This is a genomic window from Pseudomonas sp. KBN10P06128 (assembly GCF_037574945.1).
In the GTDB taxonomy this organism is placed as follows: domain Bacteria; phylum Pseudomonadota; class Gammaproteobacteria; order Pseudomonadales; family Pseudomonadaceae; genus Pseudomonas; species Pseudomonas aeruginosa.
Map to the genome: position 1 here is coordinate 2991155 of NZ_JBBELR010000001.1, position 18616 is coordinate 3009770.

The 18616-nt window shown below is 64.1% G+C and carries 15 protein-coding genes and 1 tRNA gene; 7 read left to right on the forward strand and 9 right to left on the reverse strand.

What is annotated here, in order from left to right; all coding sequences use genetic code 11:
• Positions 1–43 precede the first annotated feature (43 nt).
• From lon to VQ065_RS14280, 4 genes are all read left to right on the forward strand, one after another.
• Positions 44–2440 (forward strand): endopeptidase La, encoded by a 2397-nt coding sequence (gene lon, locus VQ065_RS14265; protein WP_003087926.1) that lies wholly within the window; start codon positions 44–46, stop codon positions 2438–2440.
• A 135-nt stretch (positions 2441–2575) separates the two neighbouring features.
• On the forward strand, positions 2576–2848 hold the full coding sequence (hupB, locus tag VQ065_RS14270) for a nucleoid-associated protein HU-beta (RefSeq protein WP_003087931.1): 273 nt from the start codon (positions 2576–2578) through the stop codon (positions 2846–2848).
• Between the two features lie 51 nt (positions 2849–2899).
• Positions 2900–2976, forward strand: a tRNA-Asp gene (locus tag VQ065_RS14275).
• 103 nt (positions 2977–3079) lie between these two features.
• Complete coding sequence (locus VQ065_RS14280) at positions 3080–4945, forward strand: SurA N-terminal domain-containing protein (protein WP_003087933.1); 1866 nt, start codon at positions 3080–3082, stop codon at positions 4943–4945.
• A gap of 97 nt (positions 4946–5042) precedes the next feature.
• Here the strand turns inward: VQ065_RS14280 and fabI are convergent, their stop codons facing one another.
• The 8 genes from fabI to gloB form a co-directional block, all read right to left on the reverse strand.
• Positions 5043–5840, reverse strand: a complete 798-nt coding sequence (fabI, locus tag VQ065_RS14285; RefSeq protein ID WP_003087936.1) for an enoyl-ACP reductase FabI — start codon at positions 5838–5840, stop codon at positions 5043–5045.
• A gap of 21 nt (positions 5841–5861) precedes the next feature.
• Entirely contained in the window at positions 5862–7472 is a 1611-nt protein-coding gene (locus tag VQ065_RS14290) for an ABC transporter ATP-binding protein (RefSeq protein WP_003087940.1), read from the reverse strand.
• A 1-nt stretch (position 7473) separates the two neighbouring features.
• A complete protein-coding gene (locus tag VQ065_RS14295; RefSeq protein WP_003087942.1) occupies positions 7474–8493 on the reverse strand; it encodes an ABC transporter permease in 1020 nt (339 codons plus the stop codon).
• A gap of 4 nt (positions 8494–8497) precedes the next feature.
• On the reverse strand, positions 8498–9580 hold the full coding sequence (locus VQ065_RS14300; protein ID WP_003087943.1) for a microcin C ABC transporter permease YejB: 1083 nt from the start codon (positions 9578–9580) through the stop codon (positions 8498–8500).
• A gap of 6 nt (positions 9581–9586) precedes the next feature.
• Complete coding sequence (locus VQ065_RS14305; protein WP_003087944.1) at positions 9587–11434, reverse strand: extracellular solute-binding protein; 1848 nt, start codon at positions 11432–11434, stop codon at positions 9587–9589.
• Positions 11431–13260, reverse strand: a complete 1830-nt coding sequence (locus VQ065_RS14310; protein WP_023098680.1) for an extracellular solute-binding protein — start codon at positions 13258–13260, stop codon at positions 11431–11433. The genes VQ065_RS14305 and VQ065_RS14310 overlap by 4 nt, the downstream gene beginning before the upstream one ends.
• Positions 13261–13450: 190 nt before the next feature.
• A complete protein-coding gene (locus VQ065_RS14315) occupies positions 13451–15055 on the reverse strand; it encodes a lytic transglycosylase domain-containing protein (protein ID WP_003120244.1) in 1605 nt (534 codons plus the stop codon).
• Between the two features lie 77 nt (positions 15056–15132).
• Positions 15133–15909 carry a hydroxyacylglutathione hydrolase gene (gloB, locus tag VQ065_RS14320; protein WP_003087949.1) on the reverse strand — a complete coding sequence of 259 codons (777 nt, stop codon included), beginning with the start codon at positions 15907–15909 and terminating at the stop codon, positions 15133–15135.
• Between the two features lie 101 nt (positions 15910–16010).
• Here gloB and VQ065_RS14325 point away from each other — a divergent pair, with 101 nt between their 5' ends.
• The 3 genes from VQ065_RS14325 to dnaQ all read left to right on the forward strand — a co-directional run bounded on the left by VQ065_RS14325 (position 16011) and on the right by dnaQ (position 18026).
• Positions 16011–16772 (forward strand): methyltransferase domain-containing protein, encoded by a 762-nt coding sequence (locus VQ065_RS14325; protein WP_003087952.1) that lies wholly within the window; start codon positions 16011–16013, stop codon positions 16770–16772.
• 2 nt (positions 16773–16774) lie between these two features.
• Complete coding sequence (rnhA, locus tag VQ065_RS14330) at positions 16775–17221, forward strand: ribonuclease HI (RefSeq protein WP_003087954.1); 447 nt, start codon at positions 16775–16777, stop codon at positions 17219–17221.
• Between the two features lie 64 nt (positions 17222–17285).
• Positions 17286–18026: a DNA polymerase III subunit epsilon gene (dnaQ, locus tag VQ065_RS14335; RefSeq protein WP_003087958.1), complete on the forward strand. Its 741-nt coding sequence runs from the start codon at positions 17286–17288 to the stop codon at positions 18024–18026.
• A gap of 27 nt (positions 18027–18053) precedes the next feature.
• Here dnaQ and VQ065_RS14340 read toward each other — a convergent pair whose 3' ends face one another.
• On the reverse strand, positions 18054–18443 hold the full coding sequence (locus VQ065_RS14340) for a nuclear transport factor 2 family protein (protein WP_003132809.1): 390 nt from the start codon (positions 18441–18443) through the stop codon (positions 18054–18056).
• Positions 18444–18616: the final 173 nt, after the last annotated feature.

Below are 18616 nucleotides of genomic sequence, written 5' to 3' on the forward strand. Positions count from 1 at the left end.
TCCTATCTGTTTCGTGGCCAAGTGCCGCTGTAGAGCCGACATTATGAAAACACTCGTCGAATTGCCCTTGCTGCCGCTACGTGACGTGGTGGTGTACCCGCACATGGTCATCCCGTTGTTCGTCGGTCGGGAAAAGTCCATCGAGGCCCTGGAGGCAGCGATGACCGGCGACAAGCAAATCCTCCTGCTGGCGCAGAAAAACCCCGCGGACGATGATCCGGGCGAAGATGGCCTGTACCGCATGGGTACGGTCGCTACCGTGCTGCAGTTGCTCAAGCTGCCGGATGGCACCGTCAAGGTGCTGGTCGAAGGCGAGCAGCGCGGCCAGGTCGAGCGCTTCATCGAGGAGGAAGGGCACATTCGTGCCGCGGTCCAGGCCATCGATGACGCCAATGTCGGCGAGCGCGAGGCCGAGGTCTTCACTCGCAGCCTGCTGAGCCAGTTCGAGCAATACGTCCAGTTGGGCAAGAAAGTCCCCGCCGAGGTGCTTTCTTCGCTGAACAGCATCGACGAGCCGAGCAGGCTGGTCGATACCATGGCCGCGCACATGGCGCTGAAGATCGAGCAGAAGCAGGACATCCTGGAGATCACCGACCTGTCGTCGCGGGTTGAGCATGTCCTGGCGCTGCTGGATGCCGAGATCGACCTGCTGCAGGTGGAAAAGCGCATCCGCGGCCGGGTCAAGAAGCAGATGGAGCGCAGCCAGCGCGAGTACTACCTGAATGAGCAGATGAAGGCCATTCAGAAGGAACTCGGCGATATCGACGAAGGGCACAACGAAGTCGAGGAGCTGAAGAAGCGCATCGACGCCGCCGGCCTGACCAAGGAGGCGCACACCAAGGCCACTGCCGAGCTGAACAAGCTCAAGCAGATGTCGCCGATGTCGGCGGAAGCCACCGTGGTGCGTTCCTACATAGACTGGCTGCTGAACGTGCCGTGGAAGGCCGAGAGCAAGGTGCGCCATGATCTCGCCAAGGCGGAAGACATCCTCGATGCCGACCATTACGGCCTGGAAGAGGTCAAGGAGCGCATTCTCGAGTATCTCGCCGTGCAAAAGCGGGTGAAGAAGCTCAAGGGCCCAGTCCTTTGCCTGGTGGGGCCGCCCGGCGTGGGCAAGACCTCCCTGGCCGAATCCATCGCTCGCGCCACCAATCGCAAGTTCGTGCGCATGGCGCTCGGCGGCGTGCGTGACGAGGCCGAGATCCGCGGTCACCGTCGTACCTATATCGGCTCCATGCCGGGCCGCCTGATCCAGAAGATGACCAAGGTCGGCGTGCGCAACCCGCTGTTCCTCCTCGACGAAATCGACAAGATGGGCAGCGACATGCGCGGGGATCCCGCCTCGGCGCTGCTCGAGGTGCTCGACCCGGAGCAGAACCACAACTTCAACGATCACTACCTGGAGGTCGACTACGACCTGTCCGACGTGATGTTCCTCTGCACCGCAAACTCGATGAACATCCCAGCGCCCCTGCTGGATCGGATGGAAGTCATCCGCCTGCCGGGCTACACCGAGGATGAGAAGGTCAATATCGCCGCCAAGTACCTGATTCCGAAGCAGGTCCAGGCCAACGGCCTGAAGAAGGGCGAGCTGACCTTCGAGGAAGGCGCCCTGCGCGACATCATTCGCTACTACACCCGCGAAGCCGGGGTGCGCAGCCTCGAGCGGCAGATCGCCAAGGTCTGCCGCAAGGCGGTGAAGGAGCATGCCAAGCTCAAGCGTATCCAGGCGGTGGTGTCCAGCGAGACGCTGGAGAACTACCTCGGCGTGCGCAAGTTCCGTTATGGCCTCGCCGAACAGCAGGACCAGATCGGCCAGGTGACCGGGCTGGCCTGGACCCAGGTCGGCGGCGAGCTGCTTACCATCGAGGCGGCCGTGGTACCGGGCAAGGGCCAGTTGACCAAGACCGGATCGCTGGGTGACGTGATGGCGGAATCGATCACCGCGGCGTTGACCGTGGTGCGCAGCCGCGCCCAGAGCCTAGGAATCGCGGCGGACTTCCACGAGAAGCGTGACATCCATATCCACGTTCCGGAAGGCGCTACGCCGAAGGATGGCCCGAGCGCAGGCATCGGCATGTGCACGGCGCTGGTTTCGGCGATCACGCAGATCCCGGTGCGCGCCGACGTGGCAATGACCGGGGAGATCACCCTGCGTGGGCAGGTGCTGGCGATCGGCGGGCTGAAAGAAAAACTTTTGGCGGCGCACCGCGGCGGGATCAAGACGGTGATCATTCCCGAGGAAAATGTTCGCGACCTGAAGGAAATTCCGGACAATATTAAGAGTGATCTGGTTATTAAACCGGTTAAATGGATTGACGAAGTCCTGCAAATTGCGCTGCAATACGCCCCGGAGCCCTTGCCCGATGCGGCTCCGGAGATGGTTGCAAAGGATGAAAAACGCGAGCCTGATTCCAAGGAGCGAATTAGCACGCATTAGTCGGTAGGTATTCTTGACACTGTTTTTGGGCCCTTGTTATAAAGCGGCACTTGCTGAGTCAGTTGGCCTACCAGCGCAGAATTTCCTTACACCTAACACATAGAAACATACTCAACAGAAATAAGGGGACTTAGAGTGAACAAGTCGGAACTGATCGATGCAATTGCCGCATCTGCTGATATCCCGAAAGCTGTTGCCGGTCGCGCACTGGACGCAGTGATCGAGTCCGTCACTGGCGCCCTGAAGGCTGGTGACTCCGTCGTGCTGGTTGGTTTCGGCACCTTCGCTGTCAAAGAGCGCGCTGCTCGCACCGGTCGCAACCCGCAAACTGGCAAGCCGATCAAGATCGCCGCTGCCAAGATCCCGGGCTTCAAAGCCGGTAAAGCCCTGAAGGATGCTGTCAACTAAGCGTCTTTTGGGACTCGTTCTACCCAGGTCGGCCAAGGCTGGCCTGGCTGCGGAGCGGTAGTTCAGTCGGTTAGAATACCGGCCTGTCACGCCGGGGGTCGCGGGTTCGAGTCCCGTCCGCTCCGCCAGTTACGAGAAGGCGCATCCTCGGATGCGCCTTTCTTATATCCGCATCTCTTACCCACGCCGCGCCGCCCAAGACGGCTGGTCGTGGCAGTTTTTGGGGGCTGCATGCTGCAGAACATCAGGGATAATTCCCAGGGCTGGATCGCCAAGACCATCATTGGCGTGATCATCGTTCTCCTGTCGCTGACCGGCTTCGACGCGATCATCCGGGCCACCGACCACTCCAACGTGGCCGCCAAGGTCAACGGCGACGATATCAGTCTCAATGAAGTCCAACAGGCCGTGGACATGCAGCGTCGCCAGCTGCTGCAACGCCTGGGCAAGGATTTCGATCCGTCCATGCTGGATGACAAGCTGCTCAAGGAAGCGGCCCTGAAGGGGCTGATCGAGCGTACCCTGCTGCTCCAGGCCGCCAAGGACGACAAGTTCGCCTTCTCCGACCAGGCGCTGGACCAGTTGATCCTGCAAACTCCCGAGTTCCAGGTCGACGGCAAGTTCAACGCGGATCGCTTCGACCAGGTCATCCGCCAGATGAACTACAGCCGCATGCAGTTCCGCCAGATGCTCGGCCAGGAAATGCTCATCGGCCAGCTTCGCGCCGGCCTGGCGGGCACCGGTTTCGTCACCGACAACGAATTGCAGTCCTTCGCTCGCCTCGAGAAGCAGACCCGCGACTTCGCCACCCTGGCGATCAAGGCCGACGCGTCCAAGAGCAGCGTGAGCGAGGACGAGGTGAAGGCCTTCTACGAAGGCCACAAGAGCGAGTTCATGACTCCCGAGCAGGTGGTCGTCGAATACGTGGAACTGAAGAAGTCCTCCTTCTTCGACCAGGTCAAGGTGAAGCAGGAAGACCTCGAGGCGTTGTACCAGAAGGAAATCGCCAACCTCTCCGAGCAGCGCGATGCCGCCCACATCCTGATCGAGGTGAACGACAAGGTCGGCGACGAGCAGGCCAAGGCGAAGATCGACGAGATCAAGGCTCGCCTGGCCAAGGGCGAGGATTTCGCCGCGCTGGCCAAGGAGTTCTCCCAGGATATCGGCTCGGCCGCCACCGGCGGCGACCTGGGCTACGCCGGCCGCGGCGTGTACGACCCCGCGTTCGAGGAGGCGCTGTATGCGCTGAAGCAAGGTGAGGTATCCGCCCCGGTGAAGACTCCGTACGGCTACCACCTGATCAAGCTGCTGGGCGTGCAGGCGCCGGAAGTACCGAGCCTGGAAAGCCTCAAGCCGAAGCTCGAGGACGAACTGAAGAAACAGATGGTCGAGCAGCGCTTCGTCGAGGCTACCAAGGACTTGGAAAGCTCCGCCTACGAAGCCGCCGACCTGAGCCAGCCGGCGCAGGAAATGGGCCTGAAGGTCCAGACCAGCCAGCCGTTCGGACGTTCGGGGGGCGACGGCATCGCTGCCAACCGCCAGATCGTGCAGACCGCGTTCAGCCCCGAGGTGCTGGAAGAAGCGGCCAACAGTGGCGCCATCGAGCTGGATCCGGACACCGTGGTGGTGCTGCGGGTCAAGGAACACAACAAGCCGAAGGAGCAACCGCTGGAGCAGGTCGCGGCGAACATCCGCGAGCGCCTGGCCGCCGAAAAGGCCGCCGAGGAGGCGCAGAAGCGTGGCGAGGCCCTGATTGCAGAGCTGCGTGAAGGCCGTACCTCTTCCGCAGCGGGTGAGTCGTGGAAAGTGGTCGAGGCGGCCTCCCGCGGCCAGGAAGGCGTCGATCCGAAACTGCTCCAGGCAGTGTTCCGCATGCAGCGTCCGGAGGCCAAGGACAAGCCTTCGCTCTCTGGCGTGACCCTGGCCAATGGCGATTACGTGGTGATCCGCCTGAATGGCGTCAGCGAGCCGGAGGAGGCTATCTCCGACGACGAGAAGGCCATGTACCGCCGCTTCCTGGCTTCGCGCAGCGGACAGGCAGACTTCGCCGCCTTCCGCCGTCAGTTGCAGGACAAGGCGGAAGTCGAGAAATACTGAGACCGAGATGCAGAGAAAAGGCCGCTTACGCGGCCTTTTCTTTATTCCGCCCATGAAAAAGGCCGCTCGAAGCGGCCATTTTTCATGGGCGGGGTGATCAGTCGTCGTCCAGCGGGCCCATGGCGGTAGTGTTGAAGCCGCCATCGACGTAGAGGATCTCGCCACTGATACCGCTGGCCAGGTCCGAACAGAGGAAGGCGCCGGCATTGCCGACTTCCTCGATGGTGACGTTGCGCCGCAGCGGCGTCTGCCGCTCGTTGGCGGCCAGCATCTTGCGGAAGCTCTTGATTCCGGAGGCGGCGAGCGTTCGGATCGGCCCGGCGGAAACCGCATTGACCCGGGTGCCTTCCGCGCCCAGGCTGCCGGCCAGGTAGCGGACCCCGGCCTCCAGGCTGGCCTTGGCCATGCCCATTACGTTGTAGTTCGGCATGGTCCGTTCGGCGCCCAGGTAGGAGAGGGTCAGCAGGCTGCCGTTGCGGCCCTTCATCATTTCCCGTCCGGCCTTGGCCAGGGCGATGAAGCTGTAGGCGCTGATGTCGTGGGCGATGCGGAAGCCCTCGCGGGTGGTCACCGCGGTGAAGTCGCCGTCGAGCTGATCGCCTGGAGCGAATCCGACGGAGTGGACGATGATGTCCAGGCCGTCCCAGTGCTTGCCCAGGGCGGCGAACACCGCTTCGATCTGGCTGTCGTCGGCCACGTCACAGGGGAAGCACAGCTCCGGCCGCGAGCCCCAGCCACTGGCGAACTCCTCCACCCGGCCCCTGAGCTTGTCGTTCTGGTAGGTGAAGGCCAGTTCGGCGCCTTCCCGGTGCATGGCGGCGGCGATGCCGGAAGCGATGGAGAGCTTGCTGGCGACTCCGACGATCAGGGCGCGTTTTCCTGTGAGAAATCCCATGGTCCGTTCCTTGTCTGCTACTCAGTTTTCCGCGCTTGCCGGGGCCATGAAGGCGGCCTCCAGCAATTGCTGCGTATAGGGATGTTGCGGCGAGGCGAAAACCGCTTCGGCGCTGCCCTGTTCCACTACCTTGCCATGTCGAACCACCATCAACTGGTGGCTGAGCGCCTTGACTACCGCCAGGTCGTGGCTGATGAACAGGTAGGTGAGGTTGTACTTGCCCTGCAGTTGCCGCAGCAATTCCACGACCTGGCGCTGCACGGTGCGGTCGAGCGCCGAGGTCGGTTCGTCGAGCAGGATCAGTGCCGGTTTCAGCACCAGTGCCCGGGCGATGGCGATGCGCTGGCGCTGGCCGCCGGAGAATTCGTGGGGGTAACGGTAGCGGGTCTGCGGATCGAGCCCGACCTCCACCAGCGCGTCGATGATCGCCTGCTCCTGTTCGGCCTCGCTGCCGATCCTATGGATGCGCAGGCCTTCGCCGACGATCTCGCCGACACACATGCGTGGGCTGAGGCTGCCATACGGGTCCTGGAACACCACCTGCATCTCACGCCGCAGCGGGCGCACGTCATGTTGCGCGAGGCCGTCCAGCCGGGTGCCTTCGAAGCGGATGCCGCCCTGGCTTTCCAGCAGCCGCAGGATTGCCAGGCCAAGGGTCGACTTGCCCGAGCCGCTTTCGCCAACGATGCCCAGCGTCTGCCCGCGGGGTAGTTCGAAATTGACCCCGTCGACCGCCTTGACGTGGTCCACGGTGCGGCGGAACACGCCTTTGCGGATCGGGAACCAGACCCGCAGGTCGTCCACCGCCAACAGGGTTTCACCGGGCGGGTTGCTTGCCGGCGCACCGCTGGGCTCGGCGTTGAGCAGCTCGCGGGTATAGGGGTGTCGCGGGGCTGCGAAGAGTTCCTGGCAGGAAGCCTGCTCGACGATCCGCCCTTGTTGCATGACGCAGACGCGGTGGGCGATGCGCCGGACCAGGTTGAGGTCGTGGGTGATCAGCAGCAGGGACATGCCCAGGCGTGCCTGCAGGTCCTTGAGCAGATCGAGGATCTTCAACTGGACGGTGACGTCGAGCGCGGTGGTCGGTTCGTCGGCGATCAGCAGTTGCGGCTCGCAGGCCAGGGCCATGGCGATCATCACCCGCTGCCGCTGGCCGCCGGAGAGTTCGTGTGGATAGGCTTTCAGGCGCTTGGCTGGCTCGGGGATGCCGACCAGCTCGAGCAGTTCGAGAATTCTCGCGCTGGCCTTGGCGCCACCCAGGCCCTTGTGCAGGGCGAGGACCTCGGCGAGCTGCTTCTCGATGGTATGCAGCGGATTGAGCGAGGTCATGGGTTCCTGGAAGACCATGGCGATGCGGTTGCCGCGGATCCCGCGCAGGCGCCGTTCCGGGAGCTTGAGCAGATCCTCGCCCTGGTAGTGGATGCTGCCTGCTGGGTGGCTGGCGACGGAGTAGGGCAGCAGGCGCAGGATCGAGTGGGCGGTCACCGACTTGCCCGAGCCGCTTTCGCCGACCAGGGCCAGGGTCTCGCCCTGGCGGATGTCGAAGCTGACGCCTTCGACCACCCGCTGGCGTTGCTCGCCGGAGAGGAACTCGACGGCGAGGTCGCGGATTTCCAGAATGTTCTCGCTCATCTCATTTCCTCGGGTCGAAAGCGTCGCGGGCGGCTTCGCCGATGAACACCAGCAGGCTCAGCATGACCGCCAGCACCACGAAGGCGGAAATGCCCAGCCAGGGCGCCTGGAGGTTGGACTTGCCCTGGGCGACCAGCTCGCCCAGCGACGGCGCGCCGGGCGGCAGGCCGAAGCCGAGGAAGTCCAGGGAGGTGAGGGTGCCGATGGCGCCGGTGAGGATGAACGGCATGAAGGTCAGGGTCGAGATCATCGCGTTCGGCAGGATGTGACGGAACATGATGGCGCTGTTGCGCATGCCGAGGGCCCGGGCGGCGCGGACGTATTCCAGGTTGCGCCCGCGGAGGAACTCGGCGCGGACCACGTCCACCAGGCTCATCCAGGAAAACAGCAGCATGATGCCCAGCAGCCACCAGAAGTTCGGCTGGACGAAGCTGGCCAGGATGATCAGCAGGTAGAGCACCGGCAGCCCCGACCAGACTTCCAGGAAACGCTGGCCGAGCAGGTCGACCCAGCCGCCGTAGTAGCCTTGCAGGGCGCCGACGGTGACGCCGATCAGAGAACTGAGCACGGTCAGGGTCAGGGCGAAGAGGATCGACACGCGGAAGCCGTAGATCACCCGGGCGAGCACGTCGCGGGCCTGGTCGTCGGTGCCCAGCCAGTTTTCCGCCGACGGCGGGGCGGGGGCGGGAACCTTCAGCTCGTAGTTGATGGTGTCGTAGCTGTAGGGGATCGGCGGCCAAAGCACCCAGCCGTCCTTCTCGGCGATCAGTTGGCTGATGTAGGGGCTCTTGTAGTTGGCTTCCAGGGGGAATTCGCCGCCGAAGGTGGTTTCCGGGTAGCGTTTGAAGACCGGGAAATACCAGCCGCCGTCGTAATGCACGACCAGCGGTTTGTCGTTGGCGATCAGTTCGGCGCCGAGGCTGCCGACGAATAGGATGAGGAACAGCCAGAGCGACCACCAGCCACGCTTGTTGCTCTTGAAGCGGGCCCAGCGGCGCTGGTTGATGGGAGACAGGCGCATCGGATTACTCCCGGTTCTCGAAGTCGATGCGCGGATCGACCAGGGTGTAGACGATATCGCTGATCAGCTTCATGACCAGCCCGAACAGGGTGAAGATGAACAGCGTGCCGAAGACCACCGGGTAGTCGCGGTTCATCGCCGCTTCGAAGCTGAGCAGGCCGAGGCCGTCGAGGGAGAAGATCACCTCGATCAACAGCGAACCGGTGAAGAAGATCCCCAGCAGCGCAGCCGGCAGGCCGGCAATCACCAGCAGCATGGCGTTGCGGAATACGTGCCCGTAGAGCACGCGGCGTTCGGTCAGCCCCTTGGCGCGGGCGGTGACCACGTATTGCTTGCCGATCTCGTCGAGGAAGCTGTTCTTGGTCAGCAGCGTGATGGTGGCGAAGTTGCCGATCACCAGGGCGGTTACCGGCAAGGCCAGGTGCCAGAAATAGTCGAGTACCTTGCCGCCGAGGCTGAGCTGGTCGAAGTTGTTCGAGGTCAGGCCGCGCAGGGGGAACCAGTCCCAGTAGCTGCCGCCGGCGAACAGCACCACCAGCAGGATGGCGAAGAGGAAGGCGGGAATGGCGTAGCCGACGATGATCGCCGAGCTGGTCCAGATGTCGAAGACGCTGCCATGGCGGACCGCCTTGGCGATCCCCAGCGGGATCGACACCAGGTACATGATCAGCGTGCTCCAGAGTCCGAGCGAGATCGACACCGGCAATTTCTCGACGATCAGGTCGGTGACCTTGGCGTCGCGGAAGAAACTCTGCCCGAAGTCCAGGTGCAGGTAGTTCTTCAGCATGATCATGAAGCGCTCGGGGGCCGACTTGTCGAAGCCGTACATGCGCTCGATCTCTTTCACCAGCTCCGGGTCCAGGCCTTGCGCGCCGCGGTATTGCGAGCCGGCCACGGCGACTTCGCCGCCGCCGCCGGAGATGCGTCCGGTGGCGCCGCCGGAAGCGGCGTCGAAGCCTTCCAGCTTGGCGATCATCTGCTCCACCGGACCGCCGGGAGCGGCCTGGATGATGATGAAGTTGATCAGCAGGATGCCGAACAGGGTAGGGACGATCAGCAGCAGGCGCCGCAGGATATAGGAGAGCATGCGGCGTTACTCCCGTTCCGGTTCGGCGTCTTGCGCGGCTTCGGCTTGCGCCTTGCTCGGCAGCGCCTTGTCGCTGGTCTGCCACCAGGTCATCAGGCCCCAGTCGTAGAGTGGCGTCACCTTCGGCCGGCCGAAACGGTTCCAGTAGGCGACCCGCCAGGTATCGACGTAGTAGTTGGGAACCACGTAGTAGCCCCACGACAGTACGCGGTCGAGGGCGCGGGTATGGTCGATCAGGCTTTGCCGCGAGTCGGACTGGATCAGGCTTTCCACCAGGCTGTCGATGGCCGGGTCCTTGAGGCCGATGAAGTTGCGGCTGCCGGCCTTGTCGGCGCTGCTGGAATGCCAGAACTCTCGCTGTTCGTTGCCTGGCGAGTTGGATTGCGGCCAGGTCGCCGAGGTCATGTCGAAATCCCGCGAGCGCAGGCGGTTGACGAACTGCGAGACGTCGACGCGACGGATCTGCATGTCGATGCCAAGTTCGGCCAGGTTGCGCTTGAACGGCAGGATGACCCGTTCCATGTTGGCCTGGAACAGCATGAATTCGAAGCTCAGTGGTTGGCCGTCGGGACCTACCATGCGGTTGTTCTCGATCCTGTAGCCGGCCTCGGTGAGCAACTGGTAGGCCTTGCGCCGCTGCTCGCGGATCACCCCGCTGCCGTCATTGACCGGATTCTGGAAGACCTGGTCGAAGGCCTCGTCGGGAATCTTGCCGCGCAGCGGTTCGAGGATCTTCAGCTCGGCTTCGCTGGGCAACTGGTGGGCGGCCATCTCCGAGTTCTCGAAATAGCTGTTGGTGCGCTTGTAGGAGCTGAAGAACAGCTGCTTGTTCGACCATTCGAAGTCGAACAGCAGGCTGATCGCCTGGCGTACCCGGCGGTCCTGGAACACCGGGCGGCGGATATTGAAGGCGAAGCCCTGCATCCCCACCGGGTTGTGGTTGTGGATGCTGGCCTTGATGAAGCGCCCGTCGCGCAATGCCGGCGACTCGTAGCCGGTGGCCCAGTCCTTCGCCGAATATTCGAGGTTGACGTCGTACTGGCCGGCCTTGAAGGCTTCCAGGGCGACCGACATGTCGCGATAGGAGTCGATGGTGATGGTGTCGAAGTTATAGAGTCCGCGAGAGACCGGAAGGTCCTTGGCCCACCAGTCCTTGACTCGCTCGTAGCTGATGGAGCGTCCCGGATCGACCTTGGCGATGCGGTAGGGACCGCTGCCTACCGGGATTTCCATGCCGGTCTTGGAAAAGTCGCGGTCGGCCCACCAGTGTTTCGGCAGGATCGCGATCTGGCCGAGGATCAGCGGCAGTTCGCGGTTGCCGGCGTGCTTGAAGTCGAAGCGCACGCGAAGCTTGTCCTCGGCGACCACCTTGTCGACGTCCGCATAGTAGTTGCGGTACATCGGGTCGCCCTTGCTCACCAGCGTCTCGAAGGTGAACACCACGTCTTCGGCGGTGACCGGCGTGCCATCGCTGAAACGGGCCTGGGGGCGCAGGTAGAAGCGCACGTAGCTGTTGTCCGGTGCCTTCTCGATCTTCTCCGCGAGCAGGCCGTATTCGGTGAACGGCTCGTCCTGCGACTGGAAGGCCAGGGTGTCGTAGATCAGGCCCAGCGAAGGGGCCGAGACGCCCTTGCCGATGAACGGGTTGAGGCTGTCGAAGCCGCCGAAGTCGGCTTGGCGGAGGATGCCGCCTTTCGGCGCATCCGGATTCACGTAGTCGAAATGCTTGAAATCGGCGGGATACTTCGGAGGCTCATCGTAGAGCGTCAGTGCATGTTTCGGGGCGGCGAGGAGCGGGCCGCAGCAGCCGAGCAGCAGGGCTGCCAGCAGAGGGGTGAAGCGGGGACGGATCATCGGGACGTCTCCAGGTTTTTCTGCCACCACGCGCGCAGGCCCAGGGTGTAGGGCGGGGTGGCGACGAAGGCGAAGCGGTTGCGGTACGCCAGACGGTGCGAATTGAGGTACCAGTTGGGAATGCTGTAGTACTGCCAGAGCAAGGTCCGGTCCAGGGCCCGCGTGGCGGCGACCTGTTCGTCGCGGCTGTGGGCGCCGAGCAGGCGGTTGAGCATGGCGTCGACCACCGGGTTGGCGATGCCCGCGTAATTCTTGCTGCCCTTGACCTTCACCTGGCTGGAGTGGAAGTACTGCCACTGTTCCAGGCCGGGACTGAGGGTCTGCGGCAGGGTCATGAGGATCATGTCGTAGTCGAACTGGTCCAGGCGCTGCTTGTATTGGGCGCGGTCGACGGTGCGCAGGCGCGCGTCGATGCCGATGCTGGCGAGGTTTTCGCGATAGGGCTGGAGAATACGCTCCAGGCTCGGATTGACCAGCAGGATTTCGAAGCGCAGCGGTTCGCCCTTTTTATTCAGCAGTCGGTCGCCGGACAGCTTCCAGCCGGCATCGGCCAGTAGACCGAGTGCATGCCTGAGGGTTTCACGGGGAATGCCGCGCCCCTCGGTGGTCGGCAGGCTGAACGGCTGTTTGAACAACTGCGCCGGCAATTGCTTGCGGTACGGCGACAGGTACAGCCATTCCTGGCCCTCCGGGACGCCGCTGGCGGCGAATTCGCTGTTCGGGTAGTAGCTGCGCGAGCGTAGGTAGGAATTGCTGAAGAGGGCGCGATTGGTCCATTCGAAGTCGAACATCTCGCCCAGCGCCTGGCGTAGCGCGCGCTCCTTGAACACGGCGCGACGGGTGTTCATGAACAACGCCTGGGTCTGGCTGGGGATCTGGTGCGGGATTTCCGTGCGGATCACATCGCCGCGCAGAACCGCGGGGAAGCGATAGTTGTTCAGCCAGTTCTTCGCCTGGTGCTCGATGTAGAAGTCGAACTCGCCGGCCTTGAAGGCTTCGAAGGCGACGCCGTTGTCCCGGTAGAAGTCCACCACGACCCGGTCGAAATTGTATTTGCCGCGGTTCACCGGCAGTTTTTCGCCCCACCAGCCCTTCACGCGTTCGAACACCAGGCGGCGCCCGGGATCGACCTCGACGATGCGATAGGGACCGCTGCCCAGCGGCGCGGTGAAGGTGGTGGCGCGGAAGTCGCGATCCTTCCAGTAATGCTGCGGCAGCACCGGAAGCTCGCCCAGGCGCAGGATCAGCAGCGGGTTGCCGGAGCGCCGCAGGACGAAACGCACCCGGTGGGAGGTGAGGATATCGACCCGCTTCACCTCCTGCAGGTAGGTGCGGTACATCGGGTGCCCCTGCTTGACCAGGGTGCGATAGGAAAAGGCCACGTCGCTGGCGGTGATCGGCCTGCCGTCGTGGAAGCGTGCTTCCGGCCGCAGGTTGAATACCACCCAGCTGCGGTTTTCCGCGTATTCCACGCTCTTCGCGATCAGGCCATAGCTGGAGGCTGGTTCGTCGCCGGACGGGTCGTACAGGCCGGTGCCCACCATCAATGGTTCGTTCAGCTCATTGACGCCGTACTGGAGGAAATCGCCGGTGCCGATCGGGCTGGTGCCTTTCAGGGTGTAGGGGTTGAGCGTGTCGAAGCTGCCCGAGGCCATCAGGCGCAAGGTGCCGCCTTTGGGGGCGTCGGGATTGGACCAGTCGAAGTGCTGGAAATTGGCCGGATACTTGAGCGTGCCGAATTGGGCATAACCATGGCTCTGGGTAATCGCGGCGAAGCTGGGCAGGCTCACGGCCAGGCCGAGGATCAGGAAGGAGAGGCGACGCATCAGGCGTGTGTCCGGGTCCTTGGCTATTTTTGACAACGAATCGTCAGGCAACAGTAACACCTTGCCCGCACAGGAAAAAAGAGGGAGCGCGGGCCTGTCCGGCCTAGGGTCCGGGGTTCTGGCCGCGCTTGCGAAAACGCCACGCCGGCAGGAGCGGGCGTGGCGTTTCGGGACGACCTGCAATGGGCTGTCAGCGGCTCGCGGTGTCCAGGTACAGGGTCAGGGTCTGGCCGGGCTTGAGCGCCTGCTTGCTGCGCGGGTTCCAGCGCTGCAGGTGCTTCATCTCGACATTGAAGCGCTTGGCGATCAGGTACATCGAGTCGCCTTGCTTGACCTTGTAGTAGGTGGCGCTGTCGCGCTTGCCGGCGGCGTTTCCCTTGCGGGCCGCCAGGGCCTGGGTGCCGCCTTGCAGCTTGAGGGTCTGGCCGACCTTCAGGGCGTGCTTGTCCAGGCCGTTCCAGCGCTTCAGGTCGTTGACGTCGACGCCGTTGTTGCGGGCGATCTGCCACAGGCTGTCGCCGTTCTTGACCTTATAGGAGCGGGTCCTGGCCGGGGTGGAAGCCTGTCGGGCGAGTTGCTGGTAGACCGGCTTGACGGCGCCGCCGGCGATCTGCCCGGGGATGCTCAGTTGCTGGCCCTTGCGCAGGTGGTTGCTGGACAGGCGGTTGGCGCTCTTGAGCTCCGCTACGGTGATCCGATAGCGGTTGGCGATGCTGTGCAGGCTGTCGCCGCTACGCACCCGGTATTGCTGCCAGGCGGTGACTTCCTTCGGCTTGAGGGTGTCCAGCGAGGCGGTCAGGAACGCCGCTTTCTCCATCGGCACCAACAGTTGCTGGGGGCCGTCCATGGTCACGCGGCGCTTGTAGGCCGGGTTCAGCTGGTACAGCTCGTCCTCGTCCAGGTTCGCCAGCGCGGCGACGCTGGACAGGTCGATCCCGCGCTTGACCCGGACGGCCTGGAAGTAGGGCTCGTTGTTGATCGGGTTCAGGCTGATGCCGTAGGAATCCGGCGCCATGACGATCTGTGAGAGGGCGAGCAGCTTGGGTACGTAGTCCTGGGTTTCCTGCGGCAGCGGCAGGTTCCAGTAGTCGGTCGGCAGGCCCAGTTTCTCGTTGCGTTCGATGGCGCGGCTGACAGTGCCTTCGCCGGCGTTGTAGGCCGCCAGGGCGAGCATCCAGTCGCCGTTGAACATGTCGTGCAGGCGCTCGAGATAGGTCAGGGCGGCATTGGTCGAGGCGGTGATGTCGCGGCGACCGTCGTAGAAATTGGTCTGGCGCAGGTTGAAATGCTGGCCGGTGGCGGGAATGAACTGCCAGAGGCCGGCGGCGTTGCTGCGCGACAGGGCGAAGGGGTTGTAGGCGCTTTCGATGACCGGCAGCAGCGCCAGTTCGAGCGGCATGTTGCGTTCTTCCAGGCGCTCGACCACGTAGTGCATGTAGAGGCTGCCGCGCGCGCTCGATTGTTCGAGGAACGACTGGTTGCTGAGGAACCAGAGGCGCTGGCGTTCGATGCGCGGGTTGGTGCTGATCGCATCCTGGAGCTGGAAACCGTCGCGCATGCGGTCCCAGATGTCGTTGTAGGCGGCGTTCTGGCCGGGCTGGGTATGCAGCCAGGAGGGGTTGAACTGGACGTCGACGGCTCGGGCGCCGGGACGTGCTGCTTTGGCCTGGGCCTCCCCCTTGATCTGGCCGCTGCCCTGGCAGCCGGCGAGCGCACCGGCGATGAGCAGGATGGACACCCGAACGGCGCGAGCCAGGGCGTCTAGATCGGGGGTTTTACGTGTCTGTGGCGGCATCGGCTGAGTGCTGTTCCGGGCAAAAATTCAGCCGATTCTAGAAATGACCTCAAGAGTGGTCAAGATTTCGCCAACCTTCAGAACTGGTCCTTCCAGGCCCTCAGGACGGCGAAAACCTCCTCCGGGGTGCGGTTTTGCTGGCCGCTCCGCTGGTCGGCTTTTTTCTTAACAGAATTTTCCGAAACGCGAAGAAATGGATTGGTCGACAATTCCAGCGAGATTTCCGACGGCAGGGTGATGCGGTCCCGTTCGCGCAGCCGGGTCGCTTCCTCGAAGCGTTCCCGCAGCGCCGCGTTGTCGGGCTCCACCGCCAGCGCGAAGCGCAGGTTGCTCAGCGTGTACTCGTGGGTGCAGTAGACCCGGGTGTTGGCCGGCAGCGCGGCCAGTCGCGCCAGGGAATGATGCATCTGCGCCGGGGTGCCTTCGAAGAGACGGCCGCAGCCGGCGGCGAACAGGGTGTCGCCGCAGAACAGCAGCGGCGTCTCCGCCGGGTGGTAGTAGGCGATATGGCCGAGGGTATGGCCGGGCACGTGGAAGATCTCGAAGACCAGGCCGAGCACCTCGACCCGTTCGCCGTCTTCCAGCGCCAGGTCGCGGGCCGGGATCTTCTCGTTGGCCGGGCCGAGAACCCGCGCGCCGGTCAGTTCCTTCAGGGCCGCGACGCCGCCGACGTGGTCGTGATGGTGGTGGGTCACCAGGATATCGCTCAACCGCCAGTCGGGATGGGCGGCCAGCCAGGCTTCCACCGGCTTGGCATCGCCGGGGTCGACCACCGCGCAGCGACGGCTTGTCGCATCTTGCAACAGCCAGATGTAGTTGTCGTTGAAGGCGGGCAGGGCGTCGATCTGTATCATGGGTCGATGTCGCTAAGCAGAAGTCATTGGCGCATAGTATTGCTTATTTTCCCGTCGTGCCGGCGTCCGTCGCCGCGAAGGGGAAGACGCTGGAGGTACGCATGAACGAACCGCAAGCCTTCGCCCAGACCGATGCCGAGTGGCTGGCATCGATCAACCGGGCGCGCGACTGGTTCCAGGGCCCGCTGGGCAGCCTGATGCTGGCCGAGGAGCGACGCCTGTTGTGCGACGAGCTGACCCGTTACTTCGGTGGCTACCTGGTGCACTACGGGCCGCATGCCGAACTGCCGCCGAGCACCGGGCAGATTCAGCGCGGCGTGCGCCTGGGGCCGCCGCTGCCGGGCGTGGACATCGCCTGCGAAGAGGGCGCCTGGCCGCTCAGCGAACATGCCGCGGACGTGGTCCTGCTGCAACACGGCCTGGATTTCTGCCTGTCGCCTCACCGTCTCCTGCGCGAAGCCGCGCGTACCGTTCGTCCGGGCGGCCACCTGCTGCTGATCGGCATCAACCCATGGAGCCTGTGGGGCATCCGTCATTATTTCGCCGGGGATGCCTTGCGCCAGGCCCGCTGCATTCCTCCGTCGCGGGCCTGCGATTGGCTCAACCTGCTGGGCTTCGCGCTGGAGAAACGGCGCTTCGGGTGCTATCGTCCGCCGCTTGCGTCGGCAGCCTGGCAATCGCGCCTGGCTCGCCTGGAGCGCTGGGGCGACGCCTGGCAGTCTTCGGGCGCCGGCTTCTATCTATTGGTGGCACGCAAGCTGGTCGTGGGGTTGCGCCCGTTGCGCCAGAGCAAGCGCGAACCGCGCGGTCAGCTGGTGCCCATGCCGGTGGCGAAAGTCAGCCGGCGAGATTCCGAAATTTAGGCATGACAGATAAAGAACAGGTAGTGATCTATACCGACGGCGCCTGCAAGGGCAACCCTGGGCGCGGCGGCTGGGGGGCGTTGCTCCTCTACAAGGGCGCCGAGCGAGAGCTTTGGGGCGGCGAGCCGGACACCACCAACAACCGCATGGAGCTGATGGCGGCGATCCAGGCGCTGGCGGCACTCAAGCGTTCCTGTCCGATCCGTCTGATCACCGACTCGGAATACGTGATGCGCGGCATCACCGAATGGTTGCCGAACTGGAAGAAGCGCGGCTGGAAGACCGCCAGCAAGCAGCCTGTCAAGAATGCCGACCTCTGGCAGGCCCTGGATGAACAGGTCGCCCGGCACCAGGTGGAGTGGCAGTGGGTCCGCGGGCATACCGGCGACCCCGGCAACGAGCGGGCCGACCAGTTGGCCAACCGTGGCGTCGCCGAATTGCCGCGCTGAGCGGCCACACCGAAACAAGCGTTCAGCAGCCACGGCTGCAGCGAAACAGAGAAAGGCTCTATAGATGCGTAGCGTCGTACTGGATACCGAAACCACCGGCATGCCGGTGACCGATGGTCACCGGATCATCGAGATCGGCTGTGTCGAGCTGGAGGGGCGCCGCCTGACCGGTCGCCACTTCCACGTCTACCTGCAACCCGATCGCGAGGTCGACGAAGGGGCGATCGCCGTCCACGGCATCACCAACGAATACCTGAAGGACAAGCCGCGCTTCCGCGAGGTCGCCAACGATTTCTTCGAATTCATCCGCGGCGCCCAGCTGATCATCCACAACGCGGCGTTCGATATCGGCTTCATCAACAACGAGTTCGCCCTGCTGGGCCAGCAGGACCGCTCGGACGTGACCGAGTACTGCTCGGTGCTGGATACCCTGCTGATGGCCCGCGAGCGCCATCCGGGCCAGCGCAACAACCTCGATGCGTTGTGCAAGCGCTACGGCGTGGACAACTCCGGCCGCGACCTGCACGGCGCGTTGCTCGACGCCGAGATCCTCGCCGACGTCTACCTGGCGATGACCGGCGGCCAGACCAGCCTGTCGCTGGCCGGCAGCGGCGCGGAAGGCGACGGCAGCGGCCGGCCGATGGTCAGCCCGATCCGTCGGCTCGATCCGGCGCGGGTCGCCACCCCGGTGCTGCGCGCCAACGCCGAAGAGCTGGCTGCGCATGCGGCGCGGCTGGCGGTGATCGAGAAGTCGGCAGGTGGTCCGTCGCTCTGGGCGCAACTGGAAGCGCCGGTCGGCGAATAGCCTGCCCATGCACCACGGGCGCCGCGTTCAGCGCGTCGCCCGCTCCACCAGCAAGGTGTCGCAGAACTGCTCGAAACGGCGGATCCTGCCGTCCTCCACCGTCCATACGTGTGCCACGCGCGCTTCGAACGACTTGCCGCTGCGACGGTGGGTCGCTGCATATCGACCGACGGCGACCACGCTGTCGCCGCCGTCGATCAGGCGCTCGATCTCGACCCTGAAGCCCTCCCAGTCCCGCTGCAAGGCCTGGAACACACCGGCGCCGATGGCGGCCGCGCCGACATAGGTGCCGGCCAGCGGGAAACCGGCCATTTCCGTCCATTCGGTGCGTTCGTCCATGTCCGCCAGCATTCCGGCGAGGTCCCCACGGCTAGAGGCCGCATAGTGATCGCTGACGATCCGATAAGCGCTGCGCATCGTTGTCGCTCCGTAGCAGGGCAGAGAGGTCCATGCTCCTCGCTGGCGGGAGCGGAGGCAAGCGCGGCGCGCCGACTTGTGTTGCCGCGACCTTTTCTTACAAGGGCAAGCCGCCGGGGGTTACGCGCGTGCCGGCAAGTCTCTACCCTGAGCCGACCGGCGGGGTTCGCCCG